The organism is Citrobacter sp. Colony219, from assembly GCF_019382635.1.
In the GTDB taxonomy this organism is placed as follows: domain Bacteria; phylum Pseudomonadota; class Gammaproteobacteria; order Enterobacterales; family Enterobacteriaceae; genus Citrobacter; species Citrobacter youngae.
This window is the reverse complement of sequence record NZ_CP080033.1, coordinates 1,131,325-1,149,359: the sequence shown is the minus strand read 5'-3', so window position 1 is coordinate 1,149,359 and position 18,035 is coordinate 1,131,325. Positions and strand designations below refer to the sequence as shown.

The 18,035-nt window shown below is 52.3% G+C and carries 17 protein-coding genes; 7 read left to right on the top strand and 10 right to left on the bottom strand.

All coding sequences use genetic code 11. From position 1 onward, the window contains the following. Positions 1–13: 13 nt before the first annotated feature. From nadC to hofC, 4 genes are all read left to right on the top strand, one after another. Positions 14–907, top strand: coding sequence for a carboxylating nicotinate-nucleotide diphosphorylase (gene nadC / locus JTI85_RS05025; RefSeq protein ID WP_219352210.1), 894 nt, complete (start codon positions 14–16; stop codon positions 905–907). Between the two features lie 227 nt (positions 908–1,134). Beyond that, complete coding sequence (gene ppdD / locus JTI85_RS05020) at positions 1,135–1,572, top strand: prepilin peptidase-dependent pilin (RefSeq protein WP_101741392.1); 438 nt, start codon at positions 1,135–1,137, stop codon at positions 1,570–1,572. Between the two features lie 9 nt (positions 1,573–1,581). After that, positions 1,582–2,967, top strand: coding sequence for a type II secretion system protein GspE (gspE, locus tag JTI85_RS05015; protein ID WP_219352208.1), 1,386 nt, complete (start codon positions 1,582–1,584; stop codon positions 2,965–2,967). Further along, positions 2,957–4,159 carry a protein transport protein HofC gene (hofC, locus tag JTI85_RS05010; RefSeq protein ID WP_101741390.1) on the top strand — a complete coding sequence of 401 codons (1,203 nt, stop codon included), beginning with the start codon at positions 2,957–2,959 and terminating at the stop codon, positions 4,157–4,159. Before gspE ends, hofC begins: the two co-directional genes overlap by 11 nt. Positions 4,160–4,266: 107 nt before the next feature. On the opposite strand, the gene JTI85_RS05005 is transcribed toward hofC, so the two are convergent. Continuing rightward, on the bottom strand, positions 4,267–5,310 hold the full coding sequence (locus tag JTI85_RS05005; RefSeq protein ID WP_040229985.1) for a GMP reductase: 1,044 nt from the start codon (positions 5,308–5,310) through the stop codon (positions 4,267–4,269). 225 nt (positions 5,311–5,535) lie between these two features. Between JTI85_RS05005 and coaE the strand changes: the two genes are divergently transcribed. The 3 genes from coaE to yacG are packed head-to-tail and all read left to right on the top strand — an operon-like array spanning position 5,536 to position 7,103. Next, a complete protein-coding gene (gene coaE / locus JTI85_RS05000; RefSeq protein ID WP_048212686.1) occupies positions 5,536–6,156 on the top strand; it encodes a dephospho-CoA kinase in 621 nt (206 codons plus the stop codon). After that, positions 6,156–6,899 carry a cell division protein ZapD gene (gene zapD, locus JTI85_RS04995; RefSeq protein ID WP_048212687.1) on the top strand — a complete coding sequence of 248 codons (744 nt, stop codon included), beginning with the start codon at positions 6,156–6,158 and terminating at the stop codon, positions 6,897–6,899. Before coaE ends, zapD begins: the two co-directional genes overlap by 1 nt. Positions 6,900–6,908: 9 nt before the next feature. After that, positions 6,909–7,103 (top strand): DNA gyrase inhibitor YacG, encoded by a 195-nt coding sequence (gene yacG, locus JTI85_RS04990; RefSeq protein ID WP_005124648.1) that lies wholly within the window; start codon positions 6,909–6,911, stop codon positions 7,101–7,103. Between the two features lie 87 nt (positions 7,104–7,190). Here the strand turns inward: yacG and mutT are convergent, their stop codons facing one another. The 9 genes from mutT to murC form a co-directional block, all read right to left on the bottom strand. After that, on the bottom strand, positions 7,191–7,580 hold the full coding sequence (gene mutT / locus JTI85_RS04985; protein ID WP_115600964.1) for an 8-oxo-dGTP diphosphatase MutT: 390 nt from the start codon (positions 7,578–7,580) through the stop codon (positions 7,191–7,193). A 56-nt stretch (positions 7,581–7,636) separates the two neighbouring features. Further along, on the bottom strand, positions 7,637–10,342 hold the full coding sequence (gene secA / locus JTI85_RS04980) for a preprotein translocase subunit SecA (RefSeq protein ID WP_115600965.1): 2,706 nt from the start codon (positions 10,340–10,342) through the stop codon (positions 7,637–7,639). 60 nt (positions 10,343–10,402) lie between these two features. Beyond that, a complete protein-coding gene (secM, locus tag JTI85_RS04975; RefSeq protein WP_061067247.1) occupies positions 10,403–10,909 on the bottom strand; it encodes a secA translation cis-regulator SecM in 507 nt (168 codons plus the stop codon). 283 nt (positions 10,910–11,192) lie between these two features. Continuing rightward, on the bottom strand, positions 11,193–12,110 hold the full coding sequence (gene lpxC, locus JTI85_RS04970; protein WP_061067246.1) for a UDP-3-O-acyl-N-acetylglucosamine deacetylase: 918 nt from the start codon (positions 12,108–12,110) through the stop codon (positions 11,193–11,195). A gap of 100 nt (positions 12,111–12,210) precedes the next feature. Beyond that, complete coding sequence (ftsZ, locus tag JTI85_RS04965; RefSeq protein ID WP_003018753.1) at positions 12,211–13,362, bottom strand: cell division protein FtsZ; 1,152 nt, start codon at positions 13,360–13,362, stop codon at positions 12,211–12,213. 185 nt (positions 13,363–13,547) lie between these two features. Further along, positions 13,548–14,810, bottom strand: a complete 1,263-nt coding sequence (ftsA, locus tag JTI85_RS04960; RefSeq protein WP_003018755.1) for a cell division protein FtsA — start codon at positions 14,808–14,810, stop codon at positions 13,548–13,550. Continuing rightward, positions 14,807–15,640 carry a cell division protein FtsQ gene (gene ftsQ / locus JTI85_RS04955; protein ID WP_101741386.1) on the bottom strand — a complete coding sequence of 278 codons (834 nt, stop codon included), beginning with the start codon at positions 15,638–15,640 and terminating at the stop codon, positions 14,807–14,809. The genes ftsA and ftsQ overlap by 4 nt, the downstream gene beginning before the upstream one ends. A gap of 1 nt (position 15,641) precedes the next feature. Next, on the bottom strand, positions 15,642–16,562 hold the full coding sequence (locus JTI85_RS04950) for a D-alanine--D-alanine ligase (protein ID WP_116360674.1): 921 nt from the start codon (positions 16,560–16,562) through the stop codon (positions 15,642–15,644). After that, complete coding sequence (gene murC / locus JTI85_RS04945) at positions 16,555–18,030, bottom strand: UDP-N-acetylmuramate--L-alanine ligase (RefSeq protein ID WP_061067244.1); 1,476 nt, start codon at positions 18,028–18,030, stop codon at positions 16,555–16,557. The genes JTI85_RS04950 and murC overlap by 8 nt, the downstream gene beginning before the upstream one ends. Positions 18,031–18,035 lie beyond the last annotated feature (5 nt).

Sequence of the window (18,035 nt, the reverse complement as noted above, 5' to 3'; positions counted from 1 at the left end):
TTGGAGTTTTATCATGCCGCCTCGCCGCTATAACCCTGACTACCGACGTGACGCGCTGTTGGAACGCATAAATCTGGATATCCCTGCCGCTGTCGCTCAGGCGCTGCGTGAAGATTTAGGCGGAGAAGTTGATGCCAATAACGATATCACCGCACAGCTTTTACCCGAAGATATGCGCTCCCACGCTACCGTAATCACCCGTGAAGATGGCGTTTTTTGTGGGAAGCGTTGGGTGGAAGAGGTCTTTATTCAACTGGCTGGCGATGATGTCAGCGTCACCTGGCATGTCGAAGATGGCGACAGCATTAAGGCTAATCAGCCGCTGTTTGAACTGGACGGCCCTTCCCGCGTACTGCTGACCGGTGAACGTACCGCACTCAACTTTGTGCAAACGCTGTCTGGCGTAGCGAGTGAAGTCCGTAAATACGTCGACCTGCTGGCGGGGACAAAAACCCAGTTGCTGGATACGCGTAAAACCCTGCCTGGGCTGCGTACGGCGCTGAAATACGCGGTATTGTGCGGCGGCGGCGCAAATCATCGTCTGGGGCTTTCTGACGCTTTCCTGATCAAGGAAAACCACATTATTGCGTCTGGTTCGGTGAAACAGGCCGTGGAAAAAGCCTTCTGGCTGCACCCGGATGTGCCGGTTGAAGTCGAAGTAGAAAGCCTGGATGAACTGGACGACGCGCTGAAAGCCGGGGCGGACATCATCATGCTCGACAATTTCGAAACCGACCAAATGCGCGAAGCGGTCAAACGTACCAACGGCCAGGCGCGTCTGGAAGTATCTGGTAACGTCACCTATGAAACGCTACGCGAATTCGCGGAAACCGGCGTGGATTTCATCTCTGTGGGCGCGCTGACCAAGCACGTTCGCGCACTCGACCTCTCGATGCGTTTTAGCTAATCGCTGACTGTTCTGCCCGATGGCGCTTCGCGTATCGGGCCTACAGCCCCCAGCCGTATACGCCGCCGATCGGCAGTTTATTCGAGCATCTTCGCAAATACGTTGTCTGATTCTGTAATTTCGTAACATTCATCTGAACCGGCCTTCTCGTTCTATTTTTTGCCTCTCGCCTAAAATCCCTTCGATTTGCCAAAGTAGCGCCAGCTAACTCAAGGAGCAAATCAACAATGGACAAACAACGAGGCTTCACGCTTATCGAACTGATGGTGGTCATTGGCATCATTGCCATCCTCAGCGCTATCGGTATCCCCGCTTATCAAAACTATCTGCGCAAAGCCGCGCTGACAGACATGCTGCAAACCTTTGTCCCCTACCGTACTGCCGTCGAACTCTGCGCGCTGGAGCACGGCGGAACAGAAACCTGTGATGCCGGGACAAATGGCATCCCCTCTGTGACCACCACCCGCTATGTCTCAGGTATGAGCGTGGAAAAAGGCGTGGTCAGCCTCAGCGGGCAGGAAAGCCTGAACGGGCTAAGCATCACCATGACGCCGGGTTGGGACAATGCCAACGGCATAACGGGCTGGAATCGCAACTGCGCTATCCAGAATGACAGCGCGCTGCAACAGGCTTGCGAAGACGTTTTTCGTTTTGATGCCAACTAAGGAAAAGAGATGAATACCACCCAACTAACGGCGCTGTGCCAGCGCTATCAGGCCATATTACTGGATGCAGACAATGACGCGGTGCATATCGCCGTTGTGGATGCCCCTTCCCACGAACTGCTGGATGCACTGCATTTTGCCACGACCCGACGCATCGATATTGTGTGCTGGACGCGTCAGCAAATGGAGGGCCACACACACGCGCCGCGTAAAATGCTCCCGGCCATCATCACAGAAAGCAGCGCAACTGCCGCAGGGTTGCTGAACCATGTTTTTCAATCCGCGTTGGCACAACGGGCTTCTGATATTCATATTGAACCTGCGGAGAATCACTACCGGATCAGGATACGTGTGGATGGCGTACTACACACATTACCGGAAGTCACAACCGAGATGGGCATTGCTCTCACTGCAAGATTAAAGGTATTAGGCAGTCTGGATATTGCCGAGCACCGACTCCCGCAAGATGGACAATTTACCGTGGAGATTTCAGGTGACCCCATTTCGTTTCGCATCGCCACGCTGCCTTGCCGATGGGGTGAAAAAGTAGTGCTACGCCTGCTTCATCAGGTTAATCAAACGCTGGAGGTCAACACACTGGGCATGCATGAGGCACAGTTGGCTGCGTTTTCACAAGCATTACAGCAACCACAGGGTTTGATTCTGGTCACCGGGCCGACCGGGAGCGGCAAAACGGTTACCCTGTACAGTGCGCTACAAACCCGAAACACCCCCGATGTGAATCTCTGTAGTGTAGAAGATCCGGTCGAGATCCCCATTGAAGGACTCAATCAGACACAAATCCATCCTCGCGCCGGACTTAATTTTCAGGGTGTATTACGTGCACTACTGCGCCAGGATCCCGACATTATTATGGTAGGCGAAATCCGCGACGGTGAAACAGCTGAGATTGCCCTGAAAGCCGCACAAACCGGTCATTTGGTTCTTTCGACACTGCATACCAATTCCACCAGTGAAACACTGATACGCCTGCAGCAAATGGGGGTGGCACGCTGGATGATTGCCTCCGCGCTGACATTAATAGTTGCGCAGCGATTAGTCAGAAAATTATGCCCACATTGTCGGCGACGACTTGATACTCCCATAACACTCCCGGCAACACTTTGGCCCACGCCACTACCGCGTTGGCAGGCACCCGGTTGCCAACACTGCTATCACGGGTTTTATGGTCGAACCGCTCTGTTTGAAGTACTGCCCATTACGCCTGCGTTGCGGCAACGTATTGCCGATGGTTCATCCGCAGACGTTGTGGAATCGGATGCTCAGCAAGCTGGCATGAGTACTCTTTTCGAGGATGGCTGTCAGGCTGTGGAACAAGGGTTAACGACATTTGAAGAACTGATCCGCGTACTGGGCACGCCCCATGCCAACTAAACACCTCTGGCGCTGGCAAGGAATAACCCACGAAGGTCAACCTGTAGCAGGGATGCTATGGGCTGATACCCGACCATCGCTCCTGTTTGTGCTCGAACAGCAGCAGATTACGCCGATTCACATTAACCGGATGCGCGTTAAAACCTCGCACTGGAGCAGAGCAAACAGTGCCGAAGCCATACGCCAGTTGGCAACATTGCTTAAAGCGGGATTGACGCTTTCCGCTGGGTTAACTCTGCTTGCTGAACAGCATCCCAGCAACCAGTGGCAGGCATTACTGCGCACGCTGGCTTACGATATGGAACAAGGCATTGCGCTGTCAGCCTCGCTTTCGCGGTGGCAACACGTATTTCCCCCGCTGTACCAGGCAATGATCCGCACCGGAGAACTAACGGGCAAACTGGACGACTGCTGCTTTGAACTTGCCCGTCAGCAAAAAAACCAACAGCAACTCGCTGATAAAGTCAAAAAAGCACTACGCTACCCCATTATCATTCTTGCCATGGCGATAATGGTCGTGCTGGCGATGCTGCATTTTGTGTTACCTGAATTTGCCGCCATCTATCGCACGTTCAACACCCCGCTACCGACGCTCACTCAGTGGATTATGGCCGCGGCACACTACAGCAGTCGATGGGGATGGCTGGCAGGGTTGCTCTGTCTGGTGCTGGGAACAACATACGGGTTGATAAAGCAGAAACCCTACTGGCTTATTCTGCGTCAGAAAATACTGCTGCACTTCCCCATCATCGGGCCGATGGTCAGGGGGCAAAAACTTACACAGATCTTCACCGTACTGGCATTAACACAAAACGCGGGCATTCCCTTTCTGCAAGGTCTGGAGAGTGTCACTGAAACCCTTAACTGCCCTTATTGGTCCCAACGTTTGGCACAGGTGCATCACGATATCAGTGCCGGGAAGCCGGTATGGCTGGCGCTTAAAAATAGCGGTGAATTTAGTCCACTTTGCTTGCAACTGGTGAGAACCGGTGAAGCTTCCGGCTCTCTGGATGCGATGTTGCAAAACCTCGCCCGACATCACAGCGAGTACACGCTATCTCAGGCCGAAAATTTGGCGTCATTACTTGAGCCAGCCTTGCTTGTCATTACGGGGTTGATTATCGGTACGCTGGTTGTGGCAATGTATCTACCGATTTTTCATCTGGGAGATGCAATGAGTGGTGTGGGATAAATTTAAATGTCGGATGACGGCATAAACGCCTTATCAGGCCTACACAGAGCATGAGCGTAGGCCTGATAAGCTGTGCGCCATCAGGTGTTTAACAGTACGACCTGTTCTTACAGGCTATTGAAAACGCGGTTTTCTTGTTCCTGTACACGAATAAACGTTGTACGTTTGGTCAGCTCTTTCAGACGGGATGCACCGACATAAGTACAAGCAGAACGCAGTCCGCCAAGGATATCGCGAGCGGTATTATCAACCGGGCCACGCAGCGGCAGCTTAACGGTTTTACCTTCAGCTGCACGATACTGAGCAACACCACCAACATGGCGCGTCATAGCAGACTCAGAGCTCATCCCGTAGAACAGCATGAATTTCTCACCGTTCTCTTCAACGATTTTACCGCCGCTTTCTTCATGGCCGGCCAGCATGCCGCCGAGCATCACGAAGTCCGCACCACCGCCAAACGCTTTTGCCACATCACCCGGCATTGTGCAACCACCGTCGCTGACAATCATACCACCCAGGCCGTGCGCTGCATCAGCACATTCAATGACGGCAGAAAGCTGCGGATAGCCAACGCCGGTTTTTACGCGGGTGGTACATACAGAACCTGGGCCAATGCCCACTTTGACGATATCAGCACCGGAAAGCACCAGTTCTTCACACATCTCGCCGGTGACCACGTTGCCAGCACAGATCGTTTTTGTCGGCCAGGCCGCACGTGCTTTCGACACAAACTGAACAAAATGCTCTGAATAGCCATTTGCCACATCAATGCAGATAAAGTTCAGCGCTGGATTCAATGCCAGAATCTGTTTGGTTTTTTCGAAATCAGTGTCCGAGGTCCCGGTTGAAACCATCACGTGTTTCAGTACATCGGCTGAGGAATCTGCAATGAAAGCGGCCCAGTCTTCAACAGAATAGTGTTTATGCACAGCGGTCAGGATGTCGAAGGAGGCAAGCGCCGTTGCCATGGCAAACGTCCCAACGGTGTCCATGTTCGCGGCGATAATCGGCACGCCGGACCAGGTCTGACCTGAATGTTTAAAGGTGAATTGACGTTCCAGTTCAACATCGGAACGACTTTTGAGAGTAGAACGCTTAGGGCGGATAAGAACGTCTTTGAAACCTAACTTCAGATCTTCTTCGATACGCATGTGCGGATTCCTGGGGTTAATGGCGAAAAATCGAAACTCACAACTCCAGTGACGCTATCATACGCACTAATCAATGCCGCGCAAGACTGCGAAATTCTCTTTTTTTACGCTACAATCCCATAAATTTACCTGGCGAATAGTAGGTTAATCCTGCAGCAGCCTCGCCTTCGCACGCTTAACTTTTAACTGTTTGATAATCAAACTTAAACTCCAGGATCTGCATCTATGAGGTATACGGTAGCCTTAACCGGCGGCATTGGCAGTGGTAAAAGTACCGTTGCAAATGCGTTCGCTGACCTCGGAATAAACATCATTGATGCAGATATTATTGCGCGCCAGGTGGTTGAACCCGGCACACCCGCCCTTAAGGCGATTGCAGAACATTTTGGTTCCGAGGTGATAGCCACGGACGGATCGTTGCAGCGACGCATTTTACGCGAACGCATTTTTTCCGATCCTGATGAGAAAAAATGGCTAAATGCCTTGCTCCACCCACTTATTCAGCAGGAAACACAGCGTCAGTTTCAGCAAGCGACCTCTCCTTATCTGTTATGGGTCGTCCCCTTGTTGGTAGAAAACGCGCTGTATAAAAAAGCCGATCGCGTACTCGTCGTGGATGTCACCCCTGAGACTCAACTCAGGCGAACCATGCAGCGCGATGATGTTACGCGCGAGCACGTTGAACAAATTTTGGCTGCCCAGGCAACACGTGAAGCACGCCTTGCCGTGGCAGATGATGTTATTGATAATAATGGCGCACCGGATGCTATCGTCTCGGATGTCGCCCGCCTGCACGCACTCTATTTGCAATTCGCGTCGCAGTTTGTCTCACAGGAAAAACCGTAATGCACACCCAGGTCCTTTTTGAACACCCTCTCAATGAGAAGATGCGTACATGGTTGCGCATTGAGTTTCTGATCCAACAACTCTCCATTAATTTGCCCATTGTGGATCACGCAGGTGCACTGCATTTTTTCCGCAATGTGGGGGATTTACTGGATGTATTTGAACGTGGCGAAGTCCGTACTGAACTCCTCAAAGAGCTGGAAAGACAGCAGCGAAAACTTCAGGCCTGGGTTGAAGTTCCGGGCGTCGACCAAAGCAGAATCGACTCTTTACGTCAGCAATTAAAAAGTGCGGGCAGTATTCTGATTTCTGCCCCGCGCATCGGACAAACCCTGCGTGAAGACCGTCTGATTGGCCTTGTTCGCCAGCGTTTAAGTATTCCCGGCGGATGCTGCAGTTTTGATTTGCCGACTTTACATATCTGGCTGCATCTGTCACAGACTCAGCGTGACACACAGGTTGAGACCTGGCTTGCCAGCCTGAACCCGCTCAACCAGGCATTGTCTCTGGTCCTGGATTTAATCCGCAACTCAGCACCGTTTCGTAAGCAAACCAGCCTGAATGGTTTTTACCAGGACAACGGCGATGATGCAGACCTACTGCGTTTACAGTTGCCGCTCGCTTCGCAGCTTTACCCGCAAATATCGGGTCATAAGAGCCGCTTTGCCATTCGCTTTATGCCACTGGATAGCGAGAATGGTCAGGTGCCTGAGCGCCTCGATTTCGATCTGGCGTGCTGTTAAGGAGTTAAGATGTCTGAACAAACTATCGTAAACTGCCCAACCTGCGGTAAAGCAGTCGTGTGGGCAGAAGTCAGTCCGTTTCGTCCATTCTGCAGCAAACGTTGTCAGTTAATCGACCTTGGTGAATGGGCCGCGGAAGAGAAGCGTATCCCAAGCTCCGGCGATCTGTCAGAAAGCGATGACTGGAGCGAAGAGCAGAAGTAATTCAGCGACAACGGCAGGCCGGATAAGCGTTGCGTCCCCGCAATAATTTGCCGGATGCGGCGTTGCCTTATCCGGCCTACAACACCATTAGCCAGCAATCAACTTTTCAATGACCGGCGCATTCGCGGGCGGGAAATCCTGCGCATTCAGAGCGGCTTGCGCAATCCACTGCGCGGGCTGCCCCTCTTTTCCCCATGGATCTCCTTCCCAGCTTTCAACCAGCCAGAACCACAGCGTGATATGTCTGTCCGGAAACTGATACTCCAGCTTTTCGAACAATGAGCTTTGAGTCGGCGTAATACCAACTTCTTCCTGTAGCTCGCGAACCAGCGCCTGTTCCGGCGTTTCGCCCGCTTCTATTTTTCCGCCGGGGAACTCCAGCTTATTTGCCATATGAGCATCGGCGGCACGCTGAGTGATAAAAATCTCGTTGTGCTTATTACGAATAATTCCAACAGCGATTTGCAGTACTTTCATATTTATCGTCCATAAAAAAGGCGCAGAATTCTGCGCCTTTTCAGTGAGTTATTTTCTTAGCTCAGACGGCCATGGCACTGTTTGTATTTTTTACCGGAACCGCAAGGGCACGGATCGTTACGTCCCACTTTACGATCGCCGGTTTGTGCCGCCAGCTCTTCTGCGACAGCAGACTCATCATCTTTGTGGCTCAGTTGCTGCATCTGCGCTAAACGCTCAGCATCTTCGCGACGCTGCTGCTCCATCGCTTCTACTTCTTCAGGCATACGCACCTGAACTTTGCTCAGGGTGCTGATCACTTCGTACTTCAGTGATTCCAGCATTGATGCAAACATAGAGAAGGATTCGCGTTTATATTCCTGCTTCGGATCTTTTTGCGCATAACCACGCAGGTGGATACCCTGACGCAGATAGTCCATCGCCGCAAGGTGCTCTTTCCACAAGGAGTCGAGAGTTTGCAGCATCACGCCTTTTTCGAAGTGACGCATCATCTCTGCGCCCACAACGTCTTCTTTACGCTGATAAACTTCTACGGCGTTTGCCAGAATACGTTCGCGCAGCGTTTCTTCGTGCAGCTCAGGCTCTTTATCCAGCCACTCTGAAATCGGCATCTCGAGGTCGAAATCGTTTTTCAAACGTTCCTGCAGACCCGGAATATCCCACATTTCTTCCAGTGACTGCGGCGGAATGTACGCATCAATGGTGGCTTTGAAGACATCTTCGCGAATGCTGTTGATGGTTTCGCTAACGTCGGACACATCCAGCAGTTCATTACGCTGGCTGTAGATGGCACGACGCTGATCGTTGGCAACGTCATCGTATTCCAACAGCTGTTTACGAATATCGAAGTTGCGGCTTTCTACTTTACGCTGCGCGTTAGCAATCGCTTTGGTTACCCATGGATGTTCAATCGCTTCACCTGGCTTCATACCCAATTTACGCATCATGCCAGACACGCGGTCGGAGGCAAAAATACGCATCAGCGCATCTTCCATCGACAGGTAGAAACGAGAAGAACCCGCATCCCCCTGACGACCGGAACGGCCACGCAGCTGGTTATCGATACGGCGAGATTCATGACGTTCGGTACCAATGATGTGCAAACCACCGGAGGCCAACACCGCGTCGTGACGCACCTGCCAGTCAGCTTTAATCTGTGCGATTTGTTCTTCTGTCGGATTTTCCAGCTCGGCGACTTCTGCCTGCCAGCTACCGCCCAGCACGATATCCGTACCACGACCCGCCATGTTAGTGGCAATGGTCACGGCTGAAGGATAGCCTGCCTGTGCGACGATTGCTGCTTCGTTAGCGTGGAACTTGGCGTTCAGCACGTTATGCTTGATACCGGCTTTGGTCAGTTCGTTAGAGACCACTTCAGATTTCTCAATGGAGATAGTCCCCACCAGCACCGGCTGACCATTCGCGGTACGCTCTTTAATATCTTCGATAATGGCCTGAATTTTTTCCGCTTCGGTCATGTACACCAGATCCGGCAAATCCTTACGGATCATCGGACGGTTGGTCGGCACCACTACGGTATCCAGTTTGTAGATAGAGCTGAATTCGAACGCTTCGGTATCTGCTGTACCGGTCATACCGGCCAGTTTTTCGTACAAGCGGAAGTAGTTCTGGAAGGTGATAGAAGCCAGCGTCTGGTTTTCGTTCTGGATTTCTACGCCTTCTTTGGCTTCAACAGCCTGGTGCAGGCCGTCGGACCAGCGACGCCCCTGCATGGTACGTCCGGTGTGTTCGTCGACGATGATAACTTCGCCGTCTTTCACAATGTAGTCTACATCACGGGTGAACAGCACATGTGCACGCAGTGCAGCAGTCACGTGATGCATCAGCATAATGTTGCCCGGAGAGTACAACGACTCGCCTTCATCCATAATGCCTTCTTTCACCAGCAGTTCTTCAATCAGAACCAGACCACGTTCGGTAAGGTTAACCTGGCGCGATTTCTCATCGACAGAGAAGTGGCCTTCGCCCTGGAATGTGTCAGAATCTTCCTTCTCCTGACGGATCAGGTTTGGAATGATTTTGTTCACTTTCTTGTACATTTCCGAGCTGTCTTCAGCCGGGCCGGAAATGATCAGCGGAGTACGTGCTTCATCGATAAGGATGGAGTCGACTTCATCGACCAGCGCATAATGCAGTTTACGCTGAACGCGCTCTTCCGGGCTAAACGCCATGTTGTCGCGCAGGTAGTCAAAGCCGTATTCGTTGTTGGTACCGTAAGTGATGTCAGCATTGTAAGCTTCACGCTTGGCCGGAGCCGGCAGACCTGACATGTTGATACCTACGGTCATACCGAGGAACTCAAACAGTGGGCGGTTATTTTCGGCGTCACGCTGAGCCAGATAGTCGTTCACAGTAACGACGTGTACACCTTTCCCGCTTAATGCGTTCAGGTAGGCTGGCAACGTTGCGGTCAGGGTTTTACCTTCACCGGTACGCATTTCTGCGATACAGCGATCGTTGAGGACCATACCACCCAGCAGCTGAACGTCGAAGTGACGCATACCGAACACACGCTTACTCGCTTCACGGACTACCGCAAATGCTTCCGGGATCAGGCTTTCCACGCTGGCACCTTTTTCCAGACGGGCGCGGAATTCAGCGGTCTTCGCTTTCAGCTCATCATCGGAGAGTTTTTCCATCTCCGGTTCCATCGCGTTGATGACGTTGACTACTTTGCGCATACGACGCAGCGTACGCTCGTTACGGCTACCGAATACTTTCGTTAATAATTTGATTAGCATAATAAAATCTCAAACGCCCCGCGGTGCGGAGTCAAAAATTATAAGTTGGAAGGTTCTTTTTTAGCTGAGGCGTTGAGGACCAGCGCGGATACCCTGCTGCTGGCTTATCCAGACAGGAACACTAAACGCGGCCTGAGAAGTGAAATGGGCATATGTCACGCGACTTACTGTCGCCGGCGGTCTGCCTTCCTGCGTCAGCATCGCGCTAAGCGTATTCAGTAACGCAAGATGGTGCGCCTGGATTGGCAACGGCTCTTCGGCAACGGGCAGCGCCTGAGGGGCCATAGCAAAAGAAAGATGGCGTATAACCGTACGAATGGCATGTTGATGCCAATAATCAACAGTAAAATTCGGGCGACGGTTAGTGGCTTCCAGCAAAGCAAGCTGGTTAAAGTTAACTTTAGCGCCTTGATCGTGATTGCTGGCGGTCGCCTTCGCGGGGGTATTAGGTTCAGCAGCATTACCGATCGCGGGCAGGCCAAAACTTGCCGCGACCATCCCTAATAAGAGATGCGGCCAGAAGTACCGTCTGCCTAACTGTCGCCAGCGCGTCAGTATTCCACTCACGTTATTGCCACCTGATCTACCCTGCGTTTGGGGTTATAAATGCAAAACCATTTTTTGCGCACAAATATTACCATTAATGCGTTCGCACCACAGCAGTAATGACGCAAGTCGCGGGTAAATATGCTTAAGAAAGCAGCGATCGCTCAGTATTTTAATCTGACAGCGGGAAAAAAGCCGCATCGAAAAAGACGGTGAGCTATTGGAGGATAAAAAAAACGACTGGCTCACCTGGCCGGAGAGAGTGCCAGATTGACCAGTCGAATTTATACGACAACGTATGTCGTTATGCCAGTACGGTCGAAGGCGCTTTGAACGCCAGCGGCAGTTCTGCGTCGTCCTGGAAGGTCACATATTCCCAGGCTTCCTGTTTTGCCAGGACCGCCTGCAACAGTTTGTTATTCAATGCATGACCGGATTTATACGCGGTAAATGCACCAATAATGTTGTGACCACACATGAACAAGTCACCGATCGCGTCGAGCATTTTGTGACGAACGAATTCATCTTCAAAACGCAGGCCGTCTTCGTTCAGTACGCGATAATCGTCAACAACGATGGCACAATCGAAGCTGCCGCCCAGGCACAGGCCGCGGGACTGCAGATATTCGATATCACGCATGAAGCCGAAAGTACGCGCACGGCTGATCTGACGCATGAACGCATCAGCAGAGAAGTTCATCGCATAGCGCTGGGTGCTGGAGTCGATCGCCGGATGGTTAAAGTCGATGGTGAAATCCAACGTAAAACCATTAAACGGCTTAAACTCAGCCCACTTGTCGCCATCTTCGACGCGAACGGTCTCTTTGATGCGGACAAATTTCTTCGCACTGTTCAGTTCTTCAATACCTGCATCAAGCAGCAAGTAGACGAACGGAGCAGCACTACCATCCATGATCGGGATTTCCGGGGCATTAACCTCAATAACGATGTTATCGATACCTAAGCCCGCCAGAGCAGCATTAAGATGCTCAACGGTTGAAATCCGCACATCATGCTCGTTGACCAGACACGTACAGAGCATGGTATCACGCACAGATTTGGCATCGGCCGGGAAATCTACCGGAGGATTCAAGTCGGTGCGACGATAGATGACCCCGGTGTTGGCCGGCGCAGGGCGTAATGTCAGGGTGACTTTTTTGCCGGTATGTAAACCGACGCCAGTCGCCTGAACGATACGTTTAAGAGTCCTTTGTTTGATCATCGTATAATCTCGCCAAATTACCTATCCAACCGAAGTGTACTATACATTCGGTGGGCCAGTTTAGCACAAAGAGCCACAATCCCCAAATTCCAGCTAATTCTTAATCAGCTTGCTTACGCAGGAATGCAGGGATATCCAGATAATCCGGCTCTTTAGTGGTCTGCGGCGTATTGTCGTTAACCACCTTCGCTACCGGTTTTTGCTCTTGCGTCAACGGCGCCATGCCGTGCTGCTGGTAACGATCCATTACCGGCTGCTGAACCTGCTTGTTGGTCACCAGAGTGATTTCAGGACGCTTGTCCATACCAATTCCAGTGGCAACAACGGTAACGCGCAGTTCGTCGTTCATATCCGGGTCCAGAGAAGTACCGATAACCACAGTCGCGTTATCCGATGCAAATGCACGGATGGTGTTACCCACGGTTTCGAACTCATCCAGACGCAGGTCGAAGCCCGCAGTAATGTTAACCAGCACGCCACGCGCGCCAGACAGATCGATATCTTCCAGCAGAGGTGAAGAGATAGCCATTTCAGCCGCTTCTTCAGCGCGATCTTCACCGCTCGCCACGCCAGAACCCATCATCGCATAGCCCATTTCGGACATCACGGTGCGCACGTCTGCAAAGTCGACGTTCATCAGGCCCGGACGGGTAATCAGTTCAGCGATACCCTGGACTGCGCCTTTCAGCACATCATTCGCTGCGCCAAACGCATCCAGCAGGGAGATACCGCGACCCAGCACTTTCAGCAGTTTGTCGTTCGGAATAGTAATTAGAGAGTCCACATGTTTGGACAACTCGGTGATACCCTGCTCCGCAAATGCCATACGCTTCTTGCCTTCAAAGTTGAAAGGCTTAGTCACGACAGCAACGGTCAGAATACCTAAATCTTTTGCTACTTCAGCAACCACTGGCGCTGCACCGGTCCCGGTCCCGCCGCCCATGCCTGCTGCGATGAACACCATGTCTGCGCCGTCAAGCGCTGCACGCAGAGCTTCACGGTCTTCGTCTGCCGCATTGCGACCGACTTCCGGGTTTGCACCCGCGCCCAGACCCTTGGTGATGCCGCTACCAATCTGAATGGTCTGTCCAACCGCCGTTTTACGCAACGCCTGAGCGTCGGTATTCACCGCGAAGAATTCAACACCTTCGATGCGCTCGCGCACCATGTGTTCAACGGCATTACCGCCGCCGCCGCCGACGCCGATGACTTTAATCACCGCGTCATTGGTCAGTTCCATAGGTTCAAACATAGTTTCTCTCTCCGTTTTACACTTTATCCTTCAAGCCGCCTCTTTGTTGGCTGCCTTCACTCACTCCCGTCACATAGTAAACTATGTTCCAGGAGATTCGCTCAGTTGCCGTCGCGATGCAACTTGAATGACGTTGTGTATGTGCCTGTCGCCTGAGGCCGTAATTATTGCCGGCCTCATAAAAATTAAAACTCTTTTCGCAGCCAACTATTGAGTCGTTTAATCCACGAGCCAACTGATGCCGTTACACGTTTTTCAACTTCAGCTTCACCACTTAAATGGGATTCTTTCCCGTAATGAAGCAACCCCACTGCCGTTGAATAATACGGCTCCTGGGCATAATCTGTCAGACCGGTAATATTGAGCGGCGCACCAATACGCACCTGCGTATGAAACACGCGCTGAGCGCAGGCCGCAAGACCTTCAATTTGCGCAGCACCACCGGTTAACACAATCCCCGCCGCCAGATGATGTTTCACACCCTGCTGGCGAAGTTGTTCCTGTAATTGCAAAATTTCTTCGTTGACCAGGTTAAGCAGCTCGGTATAACGCGGCTCAATGACCTCAGCCAGAGTCTGACGTTGCAGACTGCGTGGCGGACGACCACCGACGCTTGGCACTTCAACGCTCTCATCTTTACCAACGATAGAACCCAGCGCACAACCATGACGCACTTTGATGGCTTCAGCATCGCTCGGCGGCGTACCAAAGGCATACGCGATATCGCTGGTGACCACATTCCCTGCATAAGGGATTACTTTGGTATGGCGCAACGCCCCGCCAGTATAAACGGCGATGTCCATTGTACCACCACCAATATCGACCACGCAGACACCCAGCTCACGTTCGTCTTCCGTTAACACGGAATAACTGGCTGCCAACCCGGCAAATATAAGTTGGTCAACTTTCAGGCCACAGCGTTCAACGGCTTTGACGATGTTCTTCGCCATGTCGTTGTGGCAGGTAATCAGATGTACTTTTGCCTGCATACGCACGCCGGAAAGCCCGACCGGATTTTTAATGCCTTCCTGGTAGTCAATGGCGTATTCCTGTGGAATAACGTGCAGTACACGATGTTCATCGCGCACACGTACGGATTTTGCCGTATGCACAACATTTTCCACATCTTCCTGGGTCACTTCCTCTTCGGAAATGGGCACCATACCAATTTCATTCTGACAGCTAATATGTTTACCTGAAAGCGCCAGATACACTGAGGAAATCTGGCAATCTGCCATCAGTTCAGCCTGGTCAATGGCGCGCTGTACGCATTTCACCACTGACTCAAGGTCATTCACCCCACCTTTATCCATACCTCGCGATGGGCAACTGCCCACGCCAATGATATTGACCATACCGTCGGGCAGAACTTCCCCTACTAAAGCGGCTACCTTCGCGGTGCCAATCTCCAGTCCAACTACCAGTTTTCTGTCCGTCGCCTTGATCATTGTTGTTCTGCCTGTGCCTGATTCTGTTGCTGATTAGATTCCTCAGGAGGCAAGGGAACCCAGCCTACTGCCGCTCCTGAGTCATAACGCAAATCAACGTAGCTAATCCGTTTGCCATCGGTTTGCGCCTGCTGCTGTAAAACCGGGTAGAGTTCCACAAAGCGAGCCAAACGTTTTATCGTATCGCCCCTGCCAAGATTGAGCTTAATATCGTTATTAAGCGTTAACTGCCAGGAACGACGAGCGGTCATCGCCGCTTCCTTCAGGGTGAATCTATCCTTAGCCAGCACCTGTCCCATATCGCGGAACCCTTGCAACACTTCACTCGCGCTGCCTTCCGGGCCATACAACATGGGTAATACCTGCTTATTGGCCCGACCGGTTGGGACGCTGAACGTATTGCCATCGGCATCCACCATATGTTGGTCATTCCAACGCGCTATTGGCACATATTCAACCAGATGAATCTTCAATTCATCAGGCCACTGCTTTCTGACGCTCGCCTGCTTAATCCAGGGAAGGCGTTCAATCTGACTCTGAATGATGTTCACATCCTGAGTCATAAAGGTTCCCGGAGCGCCCAGCGCCAGAATGGACTGACGAATATCGTCATTGCGCGTGTAATGTCGCTCACCGGTCAATACCAGCTTCGACAATGGCAAACGCTGCGCATCTTCCATCCATCCCAACACTACCCAGCCGCTGACAAACACGGTGCACAGCACTGTCAGCAGAAACAGAATTCCTGCAAGACGCGTTCCATTATTGCGGCGTGAGGAGGCTACCTCTTCTTCATCACCGTTTCGCGTGTTCAGCGCAGCCTGCGACATATCAGTCCGCCAACGCCAGAATTCGAACCACCAACTGCGAGAAGCTCAGGCCCGCCTGACGCGCCGCCATCGGCACCAGGCTGTGGCTGGTCATACCCGGAGAGGTATTCGCTTCCAGCAGATAAAACTGGCCATCGCTGTCCAGCATGACGTCAATACGGCCCCAGCCTTTACAGCCCAATGCATTCCACGCATTCAGGACTAACGCCTGTAATTCGGCCTCCTGGCCAACTTCCAGACCTGCAGGACAGAAATATTGTGTCTCATCAGACAGATACTTCGCCTCATAATCATAGAAGGTTCCCGCGGGTTGGATACGTATTGACGGTAAAATTTCTTCGCCGAGTATCGCAACTGTGAATTCTGGCCCACTGAGCCATTTTTCAATCAGTACTTCTTCATCATGCTGAAAAGCCAATGCTAATGCAGTTTGCAAAGCATTTTCTTCTTCAACTTTTGACATCCCGACGCTGGAACCTTCACGGCTTGGCTTCACAATCAACGGCAAGCCTAACGCAGAAATTCTCGTAACCACTTCATCGCTAAGTCCTTTTTCAAACTCAGCACGGGTCAATGCCACCCATGGCGCAACAGGCAATCCAGCCCCCTGCCACAGCAGCTTGCTGCGCAGCTTGTCCATTGAGATAGCCGATGCCATAACGCCGCTACCGGTATACGGCAGGCCGATCTGCTCCAGCATGCCCTGCAACGTACCATCTTCACCGCCGCGACCGTGCAGAGCAATAAACACCTTCTGAAAACCCATTGATTTCAGAAGAGTGACATCAACCTCTTTCGGGTCAACCGGATGGGCATCTACACCACCTTCACGCAACCCGGCGAGTACAGCCGCGCCAGAATTCAGCGACACTTCTCGTTCTGCGGAGGTGCCCCCTAACAGGACCGCGATTTTATCAGCCATGTTGTTCCTCCTCCGGGTTTTGCGGCTTCAGTTTGATTTCAGCTAAGGAACGTGCGATTTTGCCGATATTTCCAGCACCTTGCACCAAAATCAGATCGTTGCCGGTTAATACCGGTGCCAGCATTTCCGCTACCTGGGCCGGATCGGACACCAGAATAGGATCGATCTTACCGCGACCACGAATGGTACGGCACAGCGAGCGGCTATCTGCACCCGGAATCGCGGCTTCGCCCGCGGCATACACGTCCAGCATCAGCAGCGCATCAACCTGTGTCAGCACATTGGCAAAGTCGTCGTACAAATCGCGCGTACGCGTGAAGCGGTGCGGCTGGAACAGCATCACCAAATTTTTGTCCGGCCAACCTGCGCGTGCGGCTTTGATCGTGGCGTCCACTTCCGTTGGGTGATGGCCATAGTCATCGACCAGCATCGCAGTTCCGGCTTTCCCGTTCACCGGCTCAAGCGGGAACTCGCCGAGGAAGTCAAAACGACGCCCGGTCCCCTGGAAACTTTCCAGCGCGCGTAAAATAGCCTCGTCTTCAATGCCTTCTTCTGTTGCAACTGCCACCGCCGCCGCCGCGTTCAGCGCATTGTGGCGGCCCGGCGCGTTTAACGTAACGCGTAAATCAGCCATCCCCTGGCGCAGCAGCGTAAAGTGCCCTTGTGGGCCGATCTGTTGATAATCTTCCACGCGAACGTCAGCATCATCGCTGAAACCATAGGTCGTAGTCTGACGGCCAACTCGCGGTAACAGCTCGCGAATAACCGGATCGTCAACGCACATCACCGCACGACCATAAAACGGCAAGTTATGCAGGAAATTAATAAACGTCTGCTTTAAATTTTCGAAGTCGCCATGGTAGGTATCCATATGATCGGCTTCGATATTGGTAACAATCGCCACCATCGGCTGCAAATGCAGGAACGACGCGTCGCTCTCATCCGCTTCGGCAATCAAATAACGGCTATGACCCAGACGAGCATGGACGCCTGCTGCTTTCACCAAACCGCCGTTGACGAAAGTCGGATCCAGACCCGCTTCCGCATAGATGCTGGAGACCATCGCCGTGGTCGTGGTTTTACCGTGGGTCCCGGCAATGGCGATACCGTGACGAAAACGCATCAACTCTGCCAGCATCTCCGCACGGCGGATCACCGGGATACGCGCTTCATGGGCCGCAACAATTTCTGGGTTATCCGCAGAAATAGCGCTGGACACCACCACCACGCTCGCATCACGCACGTTTTCCGGGCGATGATTAAAGAAAATCGTGGCGCCCAGATTCGTCAACTGCTGCGTCACCGGATTCGGCGCTAAGTCAGAACCGCTGATCTGATAACCTTCATTGGCCAAAACTTCGGCAATACCGCCCATACCGGCACCACCGATGCCGACAAAGTGGATGTGCCGAACGCGACGCATTTCGGGCACGATGGAACGCAGTTTTGCCAGTTGTTGTGTATTCATTCTTT

Excerpts from the sequence above, each read along its gene's own strand:
- nadC (WP_219352210.1), top strand. The coding sequence starts at position 14 with ATGCCGCCTCGCCGCTATAACCCTGACTACCGACGTGACGCGCTGTTG.
- ppdD (WP_101741392.1), top strand. The coding sequence starts at position 1,135 with ATGGACAAACAACGAGGCTTCACGCTTATCGAACTGATGGTGGTCATT.
- gspE (WP_219352208.1), top strand. The coding sequence starts at position 1,582 with ATGAATACCACCCAACTAACGGCGCTGTGCCAGCGCTATCAGGCCATA.
- hofC (WP_101741390.1), top strand. The coding sequence starts at position 2,957 with ATGCCAACTAAACACCTCTGGCGCTGGCAAGGAATAACCCACGAAGGT.
- JTI85_RS05005 (WP_040229985.1), bottom strand. The coding sequence starts at position 5,310 with ATGCGTATCGAAGAAGATCTGAAGTTAGGTTTCAAAGACGTTCTTATC.
- coaE (WP_048212686.1), top strand. The coding sequence starts at position 5,536 with ATGAGGTATACGGTAGCCTTAACCGGCGGCATTGGCAGTGGTAAAAGT.
- zapD (WP_048212687.1), top strand. The coding sequence starts at position 6,156 with ATGCACACCCAGGTCCTTTTTGAACACCCTCTCAATGAGAAGATGCGT.
- yacG (WP_005124648.1), top strand. The coding sequence starts at position 6,909 with ATGTCTGAACAAACTATCGTAAACTGCCCAACCTGCGGTAAAGCAGTC.
- mutT (WP_115600964.1), bottom strand. The coding sequence starts at position 7,580 with ATGAAAGTACTGCAAATCGCTGTTGGAATTATTCGTAATAAGCACAAC.
- secA (WP_115600965.1), bottom strand. The coding sequence starts at position 10,342 with ATGCTAATCAAATTATTAACGAAAGTATTCGGTAGCCGTAACGAGCGT.
- lpxC (WP_061067246.1), bottom strand. The coding sequence starts at position 12,110 with ATGATCAAACAAAGGACTCTTAAACGTATCGTTCAGGCGACTGGCGTC.
- ftsZ (WP_003018753.1), bottom strand. The coding sequence starts at position 13,362 with ATGTTTGAACCTATGGAACTGACCAATGACGCGGTGATTAAAGTCATC.
- ftsA (WP_003018755.1), bottom strand. The coding sequence starts at position 14,810 with ATGATCAAGGCGACGGACAGAAAACTGGTAGTTGGACTGGAGATTGGC.
- ftsQ (WP_101741386.1), bottom strand. The coding sequence starts at position 15,640 with ATGTCGCAGGCTGCGCTGAACACGCGAAACGGTGATGAAGAAGAGGTA.
- JTI85_RS04950 (WP_116360674.1), bottom strand. The coding sequence starts at position 16,562 with ATGGCTGATAAAATCGCGGTCCTGTTAGGGGGCACCTCCGCAGAACGA.
- murC (WP_061067244.1), bottom strand. The coding sequence starts at position 18,030 with ATGAATACACAACAACTGGCAAAACTGCGTTCCATCGTGCCCGAAATG.